The sequence below is a fragment of the Pseudovibrio sp. Ad46 genome, assembly GCF_001623065.1.
In the GTDB taxonomy this organism is placed as follows: Bacteria; Pseudomonadota; Alphaproteobacteria; order Rhizobiales; family Stappiaceae; genus Pseudovibrio.
On record NZ_LMCG01000027.1, the window covers coordinates 98908 to 114223 of the forward strand.

15 protein-coding genes and 2 tRNA genes are annotated in these 15316 nt (G+C 50.4%); 11 read left to right on the forward strand and 6 right to left on the reverse strand.

Annotation, left to right across the window (positions count from 1 at the left end):
• Positions 1-120: 120 nt before the first annotated feature.
• The 4 genes from yihA to rpmH form a co-directional block, all read right to left on the reverse strand.
• Positions 121-771: a ribosome biogenesis GTP-binding protein YihA/YsxC gene (gene yihA, locus PsAD46_RS05550; RefSeq protein ID WP_057462867.1), complete on the reverse strand. Its 651-nt coding sequence runs from the start codon at positions 769-771 to the stop codon at positions 121-123.
• A 162-nt stretch (positions 772-933) separates the two neighbouring features.
• Positions 934-2745 carry a membrane protein insertase YidC gene (gene yidC, locus PsAD46_RS05555; RefSeq protein WP_063291372.1) on the reverse strand — a complete coding sequence of 604 codons (1812 nt, stop codon included), beginning with the start codon at positions 2743-2745 and terminating at the stop codon, positions 934-936.
• Between the two features lie 49 nt (positions 2746-2794).
• The gene (rnpA, locus tag PsAD46_RS05560; protein WP_208981682.1) at positions 2795-3199 is read right to left on the reverse strand and encodes a ribonuclease P protein component; all 405 of its coding nucleotides are present in this window, start codon (positions 3197-3199) and stop codon (positions 2795-2797) included.
• Between the two features lie 62 nt (positions 3200-3261).
• Positions 3262-3396, reverse strand: a complete 135-nt coding sequence (gene rpmH / locus PsAD46_RS27580) for a 50S ribosomal protein L34 (RefSeq protein ID WP_082596783.1) — start codon at positions 3394-3396, stop codon at positions 3262-3264.
• A 445-nt stretch (positions 3397-3841) separates the two neighbouring features.
• On the opposite strand from rpmH, the gene PsAD46_RS05565 reads away from it, so the two are divergent.
• The 5 genes from PsAD46_RS05565 (at position 3842) to PsAD46_RS05585 (ending at position 8201) form a co-directional block, all read left to right on the forward strand.
• Positions 3842-4618, forward strand: coding sequence for a VTT domain-containing protein (locus tag PsAD46_RS05565; RefSeq protein ID WP_057462864.1), 777 nt, complete (start codon positions 3842-3844; stop codon positions 4616-4618).
• 40 nt (positions 4619-4658) lie between these two features.
• The gene (locus tag PsAD46_RS05570) at positions 4659-6104 is read left to right on the forward strand and encodes an FAD-dependent oxidoreductase (protein ID WP_063286800.1); all 1446 of its coding nucleotides are present in this window, start codon (positions 4659-4661) and stop codon (positions 6102-6104) included.
• 262 nt (positions 6105-6366) lie between these two features.
• Positions 6367-7782: a HAMP domain-containing sensor histidine kinase gene (locus tag PsAD46_RS05575; RefSeq protein WP_208981683.1), complete on the forward strand. Its 1416-nt coding sequence runs from the start codon at positions 6367-6369 to the stop codon at positions 7780-7782.
• 191 nt (positions 7783-7973) lie between these two features.
• Positions 7974-8050, forward strand: a tRNA-Arg gene (locus tag PsAD46_RS05580).
• A gap of 74 nt (positions 8051-8124) precedes the next feature.
• Positions 8125-8201: transfer RNA gene (locus PsAD46_RS05585), tRNA-Arg, on the forward strand.
• A 70-nt stretch (positions 8202-8271) separates the two neighbouring features.
• On the opposite strand, the gene PsAD46_RS05590 is transcribed toward PsAD46_RS05585, so the two are convergent.
• Complete coding sequence (locus PsAD46_RS05590; RefSeq protein WP_063306343.1) at positions 8272-9492, reverse strand: dipeptidase; 1221 nt, start codon at positions 9490-9492, stop codon at positions 8272-8274.
• 211 nt (positions 9493-9703) lie between these two features.
• Here PsAD46_RS05590 and PsAD46_RS05595 point away from each other — a divergent pair, with 211 nt between their 5' ends.
• Positions 9704-10288: a nitroreductase gene (locus PsAD46_RS05595; RefSeq protein WP_063291375.1), complete on the forward strand. Its 585-nt coding sequence runs from the start codon at positions 9704-9706 to the stop codon at positions 10286-10288.
• Between the two features lie 5 nt (positions 10289-10293).
• On the opposite strand, the gene mog is transcribed toward PsAD46_RS05595, so the two are convergent.
• Positions 10294-10818 carry a molybdopterin adenylyltransferase gene (mog, locus tag PsAD46_RS05600; protein ID WP_057462860.1) on the reverse strand — a complete coding sequence of 175 codons (525 nt, stop codon included), beginning with the start codon at positions 10816-10818 and terminating at the stop codon, positions 10294-10296.
• A 523-nt stretch (positions 10819-11341) separates the two neighbouring features.
• Here mog and PsAD46_RS05605 point away from each other — a divergent pair.
• Genes PsAD46_RS05605 through PsAD46_RS05620 form a run of 5 tightly spaced genes read left to right on the forward strand, consistent with a single transcriptional unit; the run spans position 11342 to position 15274 of the window.
• On the forward strand, positions 11342-12958 hold the full coding sequence (locus PsAD46_RS05605; protein ID WP_063291376.1) for a glutamate synthase-related protein: 1617 nt from the start codon (positions 11342-11344) through the stop codon (positions 12956-12958).
• Positions 12959-13003: 45 nt separating this feature from the next.
• A complete protein-coding gene (locus PsAD46_RS05610; RefSeq protein ID WP_057462859.1) occupies positions 13004-13273 on the forward strand; it encodes a hypothetical protein in 270 nt (89 codons plus the stop codon).
• Positions 13273-13440: a hypothetical protein gene (locus tag PsAD46_RS28070; RefSeq protein WP_159096913.1), complete on the forward strand. Its 168-nt coding sequence runs from the start codon at positions 13273-13275 to the stop codon at positions 13438-13440. The genes PsAD46_RS05610 and PsAD46_RS28070 overlap by 1 nt, the downstream gene beginning before the upstream one ends.
• A complete protein-coding gene (locus PsAD46_RS05615; protein WP_063291377.1) occupies positions 13437-14504 on the forward strand; it encodes a Rieske 2Fe-2S domain-containing protein in 1068 nt (355 codons plus the stop codon). Before PsAD46_RS28070 ends, PsAD46_RS05615 begins: the two co-directional genes overlap by 4 nt.
• Positions 14504-15274: a hypothetical protein gene (locus PsAD46_RS05620; RefSeq protein WP_063291378.1), complete on the forward strand. Its 771-nt coding sequence runs from the start codon at positions 14504-14506 to the stop codon at positions 15272-15274. Before PsAD46_RS05615 ends, PsAD46_RS05620 begins: the two co-directional genes overlap by 1 nt.
• Positions 15275-15316 lie beyond the last annotated feature (42 nt).

The following is a 15316-nucleotide window of genomic DNA, read 5'->3' on the forward strand; positions in this document are numbered from 1 at the left end:
CGTGAGAACAAGGGGAATTTTGGAAATTGCAGGATGGACAAGGGATGTTGGATATGTCTGCGGGGCCGCTATCCGAAAGAGGAAGGCGCAGGGAAAGATGAGCCCTGCACCTGCAATTGATTAGCCGTAACTGACCAGCTGTGCGATCTCTGCGCGCAATTCATCCAGACCGTTGCCTTTTTCTGAAGAGGTGGCAATGACTTCCGGGTGTGCAGCAGGACGTTTCGCGAGTACTTTCAGCGTCTCATCTTTCATACGCTGCAGTTGCCCTGGCTTCAGTTTATCTGCCTTGGTAAGCACGACCTGATAAGGCACAGCGGACTTGTCCAGAATCGCCATGGCATCAAGATCGTTCTTTTTGATGCCGTGACGTGAGTCGATCAAAGAGAACACACGGCGTAAGGTGCTTCGACCGCGTAGATAGTCAAAAATAAGTGATGTCCACGCATCGACCATGCCTTTTGGTGCTTCAGCGTACCCGTAGCCTGGCATATCGACAATCTTGAGGATGGAGTGCTCTGCTCCAAAGAAGTTCAGCATCTGGGTCCGGCCAGGTGTGTTGGATGTACGAGCCAACGTTTTCTTACCGGTGAGCTTGTTGATCAGGCTGGACTTACCAACGTTGGAGCGACCGGCAAACGCGATCTCGATACCATCCAGCTCAGGAAGCTGATGCATCTCTTTCACACTGGTAATAAAATCCCAAGGACGCGCAAACAGAAGGCGTCCCGCCTCCAGTTGTTCTGCTGAATATTCTTTTTCTGAGCTCATGCCCTGCCTTTTAACCTGCAATCTCGATTTGGTCGAGTGCTGTTTTCCAAAGCGCAGCCTTAATGTTTGCTACGGTGAAGCTTCACCACAAAAGGTGTTAACCCCAAACAAAAAACGCGACCCTGAGGCCGCGTTTTCGAAGTCTTATTCAAAGAGGAAAGCTTACTTGCTTTCTTCCTTAGGCTTGTGCTTGAACATGCTCTTCAAGTTATCAAAGAGCTCAAGTTTCACGCCCTGACGACGCATGATGATTCCCTGCTGTGCAACAGAAAGAGTGTTGTTCCATGCCCAGTAGATCACGAGACCAGCTGGGAAGGTTGCCAGCATGAAGGTGAACAGAACAGGCATCCAGTTGAAGATCATCTGCTGTGCAGGCTCAGCTGGTGCTGGGTTCATCTTCATCTGCAGGAACATGGTTACACCCATGATCAGAGGCCAGACACCAATCATCAGGAAGCTTGGCGGATCCCAAGGGATCAAGCCGAACAGGTTGAAGATTGTGGTTGGGTCTGGAGCAGAAAGATCCTGAATCCATCCGAAGAATGGCGCATGACGCATCTCGATGGTAACGAACAGAACCTTATAGAGCGAGAAGAAGACGGGGATCTGAATGACCATCGGCAAACACCCTGCCAATGGGTTGATCTTTTCCTTCTTGTACAGCTCCATCATGGCTTGCTGCTGTTTCTGCTTGTCGTCCTTGAACTTCTCGCGGATCTCAGTCATCTGCGGCTGCACGAGCTTCATTTTACTCATGGAGACGTAGGACTTGTTTGCCAGCGGGAAGAACAGGGCCTTCACAATAACGGTCACAAGCAGGATAGCGACACCGAAGTTGCCAACCAGAGAATAGAGCCAGTCAATTGCCCAGAACATCGGCTTGGTCAGGAAGTAGAACCAACCCCAGTCGATCATGAGATCGAAGCTTTCGATGTTGTAGGATGCCTGATAGCCTTCGATCAGCTTGGTAACTTTTGCACCTGCATAGAGCAGTGATGAGCTGGTGATTTTAGTGCCATCAGCTATCTGAACCGCGTCACCAAGATAGTCACTCTGGAAGTTCTGAGTGCGGGCGTTGTAGGAGAAGTTTGGCTGGAACTCAGTGCCCGGAGTTGGGATCAGTGTTGCAGCCCAGTACTTATCAGTAAAGCCGAGCCAACCCGTGTTAGCGCGACCTGGGCGAATGCTTCCATCCTCAATCAGGTCAGAATAGTTGATTTCCTGGAGGCCTTCTTCGCCGATAACGCCGATAAGACCTTCATGCAGTACGAAGAAGCCAGCGGTTTCTGGCTCGCCGTTACGCGCAATCAAACCATAAGGATAAAGCTGAACGTTCTGGCCAGTGCTGTTCTGCACTTCCTGGTCAACAGTGAACATGTAGTTCTCGTCGACGGAGAAAGTGCGCTTGAACACCAGCCCTTCGCCATTGTCCCAGCTCAGAACGATAGGGGAAGACGGTGTCAGGTTACCAGAAGTCTCTGCAGTCCAGACAGTTTCAGCATTCGGAAGCTTAACCTGTGCACCTGGATCCGCAACCCAACCATGCTCAGCGTAGTATGGCTCTGGGCTGCCTTTCGGCGAGAAAAGAACAACAGTTTCACTGTCCTTGGCCTGTGTCTGACGGTAGTCATTCAGGCGAAGGTCATCCAGCTTCGCGCCTTGCAAATTGACAGAGCCGGAGAGGCTAGGGGTGTCAATGGTCAGGCGAGGAGATGCAGCCAGTGCTTGTGCGCGACTGACGAATGATTGCGCCGCGGTCCCGCTATCGGTGCCAGGAGCAGCCACTTGACCGGATGCACCTTCAGGCAGTGCAACGGGTGAGCTGGAACCGGCTTGTTGTGCATCGTCTGCCAGCTGCGCCTGTTGCGCTTCCTGCTGAGCTTCTAACTGTGGTCCGGCAATAAAATATTGCCAGCCCAATAGCACAACCAGCGACATTACGATCGCTACGATCATATTGCGATTATCGTTCATCGACTGGATCACTCATTTTCAAAAGGGTGGAATAAATAGTCATCACTGGTCAGTTGGCCTCAACTTTATCATGTGGAGGTTTAGAATTTGCCAGCGAGTTCGGTTTTGATCGGATAGGGCGAGGTTTACGAGGCTTGAACGCATTTCTTACACTGCCTTTGAGGTCTTTCAGAAGATCTTCGAAAGGTTGTGAAAGTGCAGCTCTCCTGCCAACCAGAACATAGTCAGCGCCTATCTGGGCGATATCCAAATCAAGAAAGGCAACAGCGGCTCGAAGTCGGCGCTTTATTCGACTGCGCTCAACAGAGTTTCCGGTTTTCTTGGTGACCGTATAACCCATTCGAGGGTCGCCATCACTGCGGGTTTTAGCCGCTTGAAGCACAAAAGCGCGCCGAGCTGTCCTTCCGCCTTTTGCGACGGTAAGAAACTCGGAGCGCTTTTTGAGTGTTTTCATGTTTTTGCGGCGGAACTTTTGTTCAATGGATATGAAGTGAATGCCGCCGCGCAACGTCGCGATTAAGCGCTAAGACGCTTACGGCCTTTAGAACGACGACGTGCCAGTACCTGGCGGCCATTTTTAGTTGCCATACGTGCCCGGAAGCCGTGGCGACGCTTGCGAACAAGGTTGCTCGGTTGGAAAGTACGCTTCATTTTATTACCCTAGCAGAGCCGTTGGCTCCAACTTAAACGTTAATTTGGATTGTGCGTCTTCTCCCCGAAGTCACCGCGACTTTATTCAAGTTGCAGGACTTTGCGCAGGGGATCCGCACTCCTATTCGTCGGCGCTTATATTAGTGTGCGTGCTTCAAGTCAATAATTGCTGTGCCGGAATCTACGATATCCTGACTCTTTATTGCCTCACAGCCTCGTGTAGAGCCGTTACCCCTCATTCAAAACAGAGTGAAACTACGGGTAACGCACGAACCTGTGATAACACCGGAGGTCTTTCTGATTGTATGAAAATTGTAAGACATCAATTCATTAGGCGATTGAGCCTGCAAAAAACATAGTAACCTATTCAGTCTAGACTAGGCAAGAACACTGAGGTTTCGGTTCTTTTCAGGTCTGAACGTTGAAACCATCTAAGGAAAAGCACATGGGAATCACGGAACACAATGATAACAAGTCACCAGCCGAGGGAGCTTTGGGCTTCATCAAACGCTGGGGACTACTCTTTGTTATCCTTGCCGTGTCCGCCTATGGCATCTCTCAAGGCTGGCATCAGCAAATCACAATCAGCAACCTGATCAAAAATCAGCAACTGCTTTCTGGCTATCTGGCCGAATACCCAATCCTGACCCCGCTGATCTATTTCGTCGTGTACACACTTGCGGTTGCTCTGTCTTTCCCGGGTGCATCCCTGCTTACAATCGCAGGCGGTTTTTTGTTCGGTTGGTTCTTCGGTGGTTTGCTCACCGTTCTGGCAGCAACAATTGGTGCCGCACTGTTGTTCATCGCTGCAAAAACTTCGGTTGGTGCAACGCTCAAAGCAAGAGCAGGGCCGTTCCTCGATAAAATGTCAGAGGGTTTCCGTAAGAACGCGTTCAGTTACCTACTCTTTCTGCGTCTCACCCCAGTGTTTCCGTTCTGGCTCGTCAACATTGCGCCTGCGTTGTTCCATGTTCCGTTGAGCACATATCTGATCGCAACATTCGTCGGTATCATTCCAGGCACTTTCGCCTATGCCTTCGTTGGGGCTGGTCTGGATAGTGTGATCCTGGCGCAAGAGCAGGCAAATCCGGGTTGTTCGGCTGCTGGTACATGTGAAGTGGAGATTTCCGCACTCATTACGCCTGAGCTGATTTGGGCATTTGCAGCGCTAGGTTTGGTAGCGCTCATTCCGCCGATTGTTCAGCGTTTTCGCGGCAAATAAATCTCAGACCAGATCAATTTCGAAATTACGGACTTTCTCGATGACAAATAACAATAATGCAAAAACATTGACCCCGGATATCTGTGTTATTGGCGCTGGCTCGGGCGGCCTCTCAGTCGCGGCAGCTGCAGCAGCCTTTGGCGTGGATGTTGTCCTGATTGAAAAGGGTAAGATGGGTGGCGACTGTCTGAATTATGGCTGCGTCCCATCCAAAGCAATTATCGCAGCTGGTAAAGCTGCCGCTACCTTTCGGTCCTCAGAAAAGTTTGGCGTTGGTGCTCAAGAGCCTGAGATTGATTTCTCTAAGGTGAATGATCACGTTCATGATGTTATCGCCACCATAGCTCCACATGACTCTGTTGAACGCTTCGAAGGCTTGGGTGTGCACGTCATTCAGGGCGCAGGTGAGTTTACTTCCGCAGATACCGTCAAAGTCGGTGAGCAGGCCATCAAAGCACGCCGCTTTGTCATTGCCACGGGCTCCAGCGCTGCGGTCCCTCCGATCCCTGGTATTGAAAACATACCGTACCTGACCAACGAAAACCTGTTTGAACTGAAAGAACGCCCAGAGCACCTGATCATTATTGGCGCAGGGCCAATCGGCATGGAGATGGCACAGGCTCACCGTCGTTTGGGAAGCCGTGTCACAGTCATCGAAGCGCTACGTCCACTGGCGGTGACCGATCCTGCTCATGCAGCTCAAGTTATCCAGAAAATGGAGTCCGAAGGTGTTGAGATCCTTGCAAACACCAAGGTCAACAGTGTTGAACGCACTGACACTGGCGTAAAAGTCGCTATTAAAGTTGATGATGAAGCAGAAGGAACCATTGAAGGCACACATCTGCTGATCGCGGCAGGTCGTTCCCCGAACGTCTCTTCTCTTGGTTTGGAAGCCGCTGGTATTGAGTATAGCCGCAAAGGCATCAAAGCAGATGACGGGCTACGCACCACAAACCGTAAAGTATATGCGATCGGTGATGTCGCCGGTGGACCGCAGTTCACACACGCAGCAGGCGCACATGCGTCACTCGTCATTCGTTCAATCCTGTTCCGGATGCCAGTCAACCATAACAACATAACAATGCCTGCAGTGACCTACACTGAGCCTGAGATTGGGCAGGTCGGTCTTTCAGAGCAGCAGGCACGCGAACAGCTGGGCGATAAACTGAAAATCTTGACCGCAGAGTTTTCCGGAAACGACAGAGCGCTTGCTGAAGGCAAAGGTAAGGGCCAGGTTAAGCTCCTGACTAACGGAAAAGGACAGCTCGTTGGAGCATCTATTGTGGGCCCAGGCGCTGGTGAACAGATTGGTCTGCTGGCTTTGATGATCTCTCAAAAGTTGAAGGTCGGCGCTCTCTTAGGAGTGGTCCTCCCGTACCCGACACTAAATGAAGCAATTCGTAGGGCTGCACTTACGTATTATGCGGATGCCCCCAAAAATCCATGGGTCCGCAGAATTCTGGCGCTTCTGAGAAAGCTTGGATGACGCAGTTGTGATCAGCTGTGAGAGAAGTGTGTTGCTTGACACACGTCATCTGCTAAAAATGAGTAAGGCATAGCGCGTAACAACAATCTGCGCTGCACGATCATTGTGTACCAACTCATCAGGTAGGTGGATGGCTCAAAATAATGGGAGAGTGACCTCTGATACAGAGGTCACACCGAAAAAATTGAACTCGGATGGTACTCCGAAAGGCAAACACCGCAGATTATTTCGCGGGGGCATGGGACTCTCTGGCAAACTCCTGATGTTGACGATCTCGTTTGTCATGCTCAGCGAAATTCTTATTTTCGTACCTTCAATTGCAAATTATCGTAACACTTGGCTAAGTGACCGTTTGGCAGTCGGCGGTGTTGCTGCGACATTGTTGTCAGAAAGTGAGACACTGTCTCCGCAGGTCCAGCACAAACTACTGGAAGCAACTGGTGCGCAGGCCATCTCTCTTGCCTTTGGAGAACGTCGTAATTTGATCGCTATGGAGAGTTCAGAAATGAACGTCACCAAAACGATTGACATGACACAAGATTCTCCCTGGGATGCGATCGGATGCAGCCTTCAGTTTCTGACTGGAACGCGAACCGGCCAGATACGCGTCATCGGCGATATTGATATGCGCTCAGGCGGTAGAGTGGATATGGTCTTCCCAGCATCTTTGCTGCGAGACGATTTGCAGAAGTATGCTCTGAACATTCTGCAGTTATCTCTCCTCATCTCATGCCTGACAGCCGCGCTCGTTTACCTGTCCATTCGGTCATTGCTGTTGCGTCCTTTGCAGCGGCTCACTGGCTCCATGATGCGGTTTGCTGAATCCCCTGAGAACGCTCGGGAGATTATCAAGCCAAGCGGACGTACGGATGAGCTGGGTGAGGCTGAAATGCAGCTGCAGTCCATGCAGAAGTCTCTGAACCAGACATTGAACCAGCAACGCCGTATGGCAGCGTTGGGACTAGCTGTTTCCAAGATCAATCATGACATGCGGAATTTGCTGGCATCAGCACAGTTGTTCCTTGAAAGGCTGGAGTTATTGCCGGACCCGACCGTACAACGTGTTGCACCCAAGATTCTTGCGACGCTTGACCGAGCGGCCGCCTACACCAGTGCAGTGCTGTCCTACGGCAAGGCACAGGAAGCTGCTCCTGAGCTACGTGTCATCCGCCTTGCATCGGTTCTACGCGATGTGGAGGAGGTTCTTGGCCTGTCCAGATACGCTGACGGCATAGAGATGCATGTCAGCGTACCGGAGACGCAGGAGTTGGAAGCAGATCCTGAACAAATATTCCGCGTACTGCTCAACCTCTGCCGGAACTCGGTGCAGGCGATGGAAGCGTCCAAAGGCGCGTCTGGTGTTGTTTGCAGGATTGAGATCCATTCAGAGGTTAAAGACGACATGCTGTCTATCTATGTCTCTGATACGGGACCAGGTATTCCTGCAAAAGCTCAGGAGGGATTGTTCAAAGCCTTCCAGACATCCGGCAAAGTTGGCGGAACAGGATTGGGTCTGGCGATTGCAGCAGAGATCGTTGTGGCGCACGGAGGTAAGATCACATTGGAGAAAGAGGTGACGACCGGGGCTTGTTTCAAAATCCAGTTGCCATACCGGCATGGGGCACAAGCGACTGAAAAAATTACGAGACTATTCCCTGCTAACAGCAGCAAGGGCTAATCTCTAGAAAAGCTGTACTGTGCAAGTGCAGCTTTTCTCACGTTTAGGCTGCAATGCCCTACGTCTTTGTTCTGATAGTCAGAAATTGTTATCCCCAAAACGCAAAATCACTTTAAAAAACTTCTCTAAAGCGCTTGCCAAGGTCCAGTAAGGCGGCTACATAGACCCCCGTTCCGCAGGGAACGCGGCCTGCACCGGTAGCTCAGCTGGATAGAGCACCAGACTACGAATCTGGGGGTCGGGGGTTCGAATCCTCCCCGGTGCGCCATTTACTCTTCTCTAGAGAGTAGGTGGCTTAGATAGCACTAGGCCGATACATAATTCTTGTTCGCAAGAAACAGCGCACCGGTAGCTCAGCTGGATAGAGCACCAGACTACGAATCTGGGGGTCGGGGGTTCGAATCCTCCCCGGTGCGCCAATATTCTCTCCCTTAAAATTTAGCTGCTTCATCTTATGGATGAGTTGTGCTTACTAAACTCTTCGAGCATTCAATTGCTTGATGCGAGAGTTTCTTCTTCGCTCTGCCCTTGTGGAAGATTTTCCAGCAAAAACCTGATGATGTTTTCGCCCATCACAGCTGCGATCTGTTTTTCTGTGAAACCTTTTTTCAAAAGTTCCTGTGTCAGAACCGCATATTCAGATGTATCGAAGGCAGTCGTAACGGAGCCATCGAAGTCAGATCCCAGCGCCACATGGTCGATACCGGCAATTGAAACAGCATAATCAATTGAAGCTGCAACGCCCTGTGGACTGATGTCGCAAGCTGCTGCATCCCAAAAACCGATACCAATCAACCCGCCTTTTGCTGAAATCTTTCTGACTTGATCATCCGTGAGATTGCGAGGCGTCTCACAAATCCCCTTTACGCCTGTATGAGAAACGACAATCGGTCGTGTCGCTATTGCCAGTACGTCTTCAATCACCGCTGGAGAGGAGTGAGCAACGTCAACAATCATTTCCTTCTTCTCCATAAGCCGTACCACGTCCTTGCCAAAGTCCGTGAGACCTGCCTTGGATTGGCCATGGAGAGAGCCACCCAGTTTATTGTCGAAGAAGTGCTGGAGGCCCATCAACCGCAATCCGCCCTCATAAAGCCGATCCACGTTCTTGATATCACCATCCAGTGCATGCCCACCTTCTGTGCCTAAGATCCCAGCAATGATTCTAGAGCCTTGGGCTCTGGCTGTGAGGACAACTTCCAGTTCTTCTTTATTATGGACAACAGTAATTTCCTCTGGATGCTTCTGCTCCAGATCGTAAAGGCGCTGTGCTTGCAACAGCGCACGCTCAGAAAGCTTATTCAGTGCGCTAGAAGGCCAGCTTTGCAGCCAACCTAGCAAAGTGATGTTGTCAAAGGCCTCAGCTGAGTTCTTCTTGTAGTTTTGTCCACGGGGGGACTTGGTGACGCTGGTGAAGATTTGTACACCAACACTACCCTTTTTGAAGCGCGGCAGGTCTGAGTGACCGATCGACGATTCCTGCGATATGTTCCGGCCCCAAAGCAAAACATCATTGTGAAGGTCCGCAATCCGTAGCCTATCGTGTAAAGCCTGTGCATCTGCACTGATGGAATAGGAAGCGTGTTCGACAACGTGATTTTGGGATTGATCAACATACTGGGCAACGTAGCCAGACCGAATGATACCGTATCCAGCTGCCGCAACAATCACAACGGCACCTAAACCAACCTTTAAATAAGAGATACCCATAATACACGCCCAATACGTTTGTAGTCACTGACCCAGAAATATTGATTTACCTTAAGGTAAATCGCATGTTTGTCCAGATACTCTAGCCGAGAGATGCTCCCGTCCCAGTGCAGGCGTGTTGCGTATCTCCTTGTAGGCAGACAACACTTCTGGGTAATATGAGAGCTAATTTCATCGGTTCTATAAACAGTTAAAGGCGAAAGGCGTTATCATGAATGCTCAGCAACTGGTCGAGACCATTCGCTCGCGTACATCTGCATCTCTTAAGCTCATGAAAGCTCCCGGGCCGAATAGAGAAGAAATGAAGCTGATAATTGAGGCCGCTGCAGCTGCTCCTGATCACGGGCATCTACATCCATTCCGAATTTTGGAGATCCCGACAGACGCACGCAATGATCTGGGAGATCTGTTTGTAAAAGCCGTTGAAGAAGTAAAAGATGACCCAACCGAAGAAGCGCTTACCCGTGCAAGGGAAAAAGCGCATAAAGGGCCTGTACTTCTGGTTTTAATCGGATGTTTTCACGGTTCGGATGAGACCCGTATTCCCCAATATGAGCAAATGCTCTCAGCGGGAACAGCTTTGCAAAACATGGTGCTTGTAGCTCACGCAATGGGGTATGCATCCCGGATTACCAGTGGTGACAGTGCGCGTTCCTCTGCCTTCCATAAAGGACTGGGTCTCTCAGAAAACGAGGAATTCCTGTGCTTTATCTCTCTTGGTAAGGTTGACGAAGCAAGGCCTGCCAAGGGTAGACAAGAAGCTCAGGAAATTCACTCAACGTGGGTGCCGGAATAACGCGCTTACTTCGCTTTTGGGCGGAACGCCACAATCACATCTGGGTCCGTTTCAATACGCCCTGCACCGATCAGATCAAGACAGTACGGCACCGCCTGAAACACTGCATCAAGGCAGGTTTTGATGCTGGCTGGTTTACCCGGCAAGTTGATGATGAGGCTTTTGCCCCGAATGCCAGCTGTCTGACGTGAAAGAATTGCTGTCGGCACTTCTTTCAGGGACAACTGTCGCATCAACTCACCAAACCCGCGAAGCTCTTTTTCCATTACCAGTTCCATAGCTTCTGGAGTCAGATCACGAGGAGAGGGGCCTGTTCCGCCTGTTGTAAGGATCAGGTCGATACCATCTTCATCAGCCAATTGCTTCAAAGTAGTGCTGACGCTTTCGATTCCATCCGGAATGATCTTATGGATGGGCTCCCAGGGACTGGTCACAGCTTCTTCAAGGTATGCGAGAATAGCTGGGCCACTTTTGTCTTCGTAAGTTCCATCACTGGCGCGATCGGAGATGGTAACAGCTGCAATCTTCATGGATATCTCTCATAGACACGGATGATTTGCTGCGAGAGTAAGCGTGGAAATGCTTGGGTTCAAACATTAATTACCTGCTACTTTCCTTGTCCTCTTATTCTTTCAGGCCAGCAGAGAGCTGACTTCCTTTCAAGGTTTGCCATCTACTCCCCATGTGTTTCTCACTGTGTATTTTGATAGACTGACGCTTCTTTGTTTAAACGTTACTATCCCGTCATTACTGAAGTTTTTAGGATGTTATCTACGTAATCCGGGGGGAGAAGCTGCAACAGATTGAGATGCATTTTACCCGTAACAGTAATGGTCTCTTGCAAGTCCGATACTAACTTTGGGTAAGGTCATGTGCAGTTATTCTAAGACACTCTCAGCTTACAACTTTGATGCGCCGGGATGTTTCGGACATGTACTCTGCAGCTGTGCTAAATAGAACAGATATGGGTAAGTACGTAGAATAGCTTGGCGATCTGAATTTTGAAATGCACTCAAACAGCTGTTGGGCTGCAAAGCGTAAGGAATCCGCTTAATGCGTAAAGTGCAAGTTGCTGCATTAGATGAACTTGAAGATCGTAAGCCTGCTCATGCACTTGTTAGCGAGGTGGATCTCGTTGTCGTAAGGTTCGATGAGGACATCTCCGTCCTCTACGGTCGTTGCCTCCATCGCGGTGCATTGCTTTCTGATGGATATGTCAGAGGTCGCAATCTGATTTGTGGATTGCATCAGTGGGATTATCGCCTGAATTCCGGCGTCAGCGCTTATGACAACAAAGAGTGCCTGCGAAAATTCACGCATTTCGTTGAAGACGGCAACATCTATGTTGATGAAGATGAAGTGAAGGCATGGGCTAAGGACAATCCGCAACCCTATTTCCGCAAAGCCTATCTGGGTGAGTATGCAGATTTTCATGGTACGGAAGAAGAACCTCATAACAAACTGATTCAGACATACGCAAGGGCAGGTTTGAAGCAGACGGGCCATCATGGCGCAATTGAAGCGATGGGAGTGCCGACAACAGAGCTACCTCAATGGGAAGATATTCAGATACTGACAGCGCAGCTGCAAAAGCCGCCGCGGTTGGATGAAGAACCCGTTGGAACTAATATTGTTATCGGCCCCAAGGCCCAGAAGCCGTTACACCTGAAAATCCCGCTCTTTGTCTCAGACATGAGCTTTGGAGCACTATCAGAACCCGCCAAAATTGCACTTGCTCGCGGAGCAGAGAGCGTTGGCACAGGCATCTGTTCTGGTGAAGGTGGGATGCTCCCAGAAGAGCAAGCAGAAAACACACGCTACTTTTATGAATTAGCTTCTGCACGTTTTGGTTTCTCTTGGGATCAGCTGGAAAAAGTTCAGGCCTTCCATTTCAAAGGCGGGCAGGCTGCCAAAACCGGAACTGGTGGACACCTCCCAGCTGCGAAAGTGACTGAGAAAATCGCAGCGGTGAGGGGACTACCTCCGGGAGAGGGCGCTATCTCGCCTGCAAGATTTCCTGAGTGGATGAAACCAGCAGATTTCCGCAAGTTTGCAGATGAAGTGCGCGACAAGACTGGCGGGATCCCAATTGGGTTCAAGCTGTCTGCGCAGCATATCGAGAAAGATATCGATGCCGCCCTGGAAGTTGGCGTTGATTACATTATCCTCGATGGGCGTGGCGGTGGCACTGGTGCTTCTCCGCTCGTGTTTAGAGATAATATCTCTGTTCCAACCATTCCGGCGTTGGCGAGAGCGCGTCGTCACCTGGATCGTAGTGGTCAACGAGATGTAACGCTTGTCATCACCGGCGGTCTTCGCAAACCGGAAGATTTCGTGAAAGCAATGGCCTTGGGTGCCGATGCCATAGCCCTGGCGAATGCGCCAATGCAGGCTATCGGCTGTATCGCCATGAGGGCATGCCACACCAACAACTGCCCAGTCGGTATTGCCACCCAGAAAGACCATCTGGTCGCGCGTCTGGAAGTTGAAAAGTCTGCAAAGCGTTTGGAGAAGTTTTTCACGGCCTCTGTTGAACTGATGAAGGTGATGGCCCGGGCTTGCGGGCATGCGCATATCTCCGATTTTTCTATCGACGATATTACAAGTTGGAAGAAGGAAATGTCGGAGCTTGCAGGTATCAACTGGGCAGGGCACGGCCCCAATGACTAATTCTCCCTGCCATCAAAGGCAGCACAAAATCAGTAGGGTGCAGAAATGATTGTTGCTGAAGGTATTATTCTGATTGCACAAATTTACTGCGTGATTGGTCTTGTCGTCGCACTGGCCTTTATCAGTTTTGGCCTTGGGCGCGTGGAACTTGCCGCACGTGGAGCTTTTCTTTTCCGCCTGCAAATCATCCCGGGGCTGATCCTGCTTTGGCCGATCGTCATTGTACGTTGGATTGCGCTGGAACGCTCCGGTGAAAAGATCTTGCTCGATAAAGAAGAAAAAGAACTCCACGAAGAGCAGGAGGCCAAGAAGTAATGCAACGTGCCTATAGAAAAGCCCACCGCACCATTTGGCTCATTCTGGCCATTCTGATTCCTCTCGTTTTGGGCCTAGCGCTTTTGATGCGTCCAACAGGAACGCACGAACAGCCGCCTGTTCCCCTTGATGACACAGCAAAGTCGGCTCTGGAGGCAAACCAGTGAGTGTTAAATATGTACCGGTAATCTGGAACCGTACAAAATTTGTCTATGATGCCGTCGTCTTGGCAACTGTTGGCGCATATCTGGGTATCTACATCTACATTGCGCCGATGTTCCAGACAGTCACAAGACCGATTGATTGGGATATCTACAAAGCTCAGGCATTTGGTACCTGTGTCTTCTTCCTACTCACATTTATTCTATGTATCGGGCCACTAGCTCGGCTGGACAAGCGCTTCCTGCCGCTTCTTTATAACCGCCGTCACTTGGGCGTGATCACTTGCGTGCTGGCCTACTTCCATGTCGACAACATTCTTGGCTGGTACAATGCGTTCTCGCCAATTAATCGTTACGTCTCAGTCTTCATTGTAAATACCAGCTTCGACCGTTTTTTGGGGTTCCCTTTTGAAATCCTCGGCGTCTTTGCCCTTCTGATCCTGACCATTCTCGCAGTTACAAGTCATGATTTCTGGCTGCATTTCCTAAAGCCTACGCTTTGGAAGACACTTCATATGGGGATCTATCTGGCTTATGCGCTGGTTGTTGCCCATGTTGCACTCGGTGCATTGCAGAGTGCTGCCGGTCCTTTCATGACCACTGCAGTCGGTGCGTCTGTCGCGCTTGTCGCCACCTTACACTTGCTTGCTGCAAGAAAAGAGCACCTCTTTGATACGCAACAGAATACGATGGATGACAGCGGCACGTGGATGGATGTAGGTGATCCAAAAGATGTTCCTGATAAGCGGGCAAGAATTATCTCCATTACCGATGATGAGCGCGTAGCGATCTTCAGAAATGGCAAGAAGCTCTCTGCGATCTCAAATGTTTGCGCCCACCAGAACGGACCTTTGGGAGAAGGTAAGATTGTCTATGGCTGTGTGACCTGCCCGTGGCATGGTTATCAGTACCGTCTGGAAGATGGAAAATCTCCACCTCCATTTACAGAGAAAATTTCCACTTATCGGCTCAAATTGGAAAACGGTCGTTTGTGGCTGAACGTAGAGGCTCTGCCACCGGGAACGTATGTTGAACCTATTGTTTCTCCGATAATGGCGGAGGGAAGCTAATGGCCAAGAAGAAACCAGATCCCTTCTTTATCGGTTGGGCGAAAAAGCCACCAAAGAGCCTGCAAGGCTTCTTGTTCCTAATCTCTGCAATTCTTGTTGGCGCAGCAGCAGGCGTGGCGTTTGGTATTGGCTCGTCTGTTCCTGATCCGGGTGACGCGCGCTTTGCTTGGGGCGCTGGGTATCAAACGTTTACAGGCTATGTAGATGCAAAACCTTACCCACTACTCCGGCTTCCTGCTGGAGAAGGTGGGCGTGACAAGCCGCATGCCATGCTGATTTCTGGTATTGGCAAACGCGGCATGCAGCAACTTGCTGGCCCTTTGGACGGACAACCTGTTGATGCTGGTGGCATTCTGCTGAAGCGTGGCGATCTCGATATGTTGCAGGTTGGAGGCAAGGTCTCTCTTCGCGCTGCAGAAAATCCGGTCCAAAATTTTACACCAGCACCAGCAGAGCATTTGGGCAAATGGCGGCTAACCGGTGAGATTTGTGATGGTAAATGCTACAATGGCGCAATGCGTCCGGGTGTTGGATTAGCCCACAAAGCATGCGCAAATCTCTGCATCATTGGCGGTATCCCTCCCGTTTTTGTGACTTCTCCCCCCCTTATGGGAAGTGAATTCTTCGTGTTGGCTGACGAAAATGGTGAGCCTTTGACTACTGAGGTTGAAGATTGGGTTGCTTTACTGATTTCACTGGAAGGTGAGGTCGAGCGCCGGGATGACCTGATGATCTTCAAGGTGAATCTGGACAGCGCTAAACAACTCTAGCTTGTCGGAGACAGCACTTACGGCGGCGAAGCAGTTTGCCGT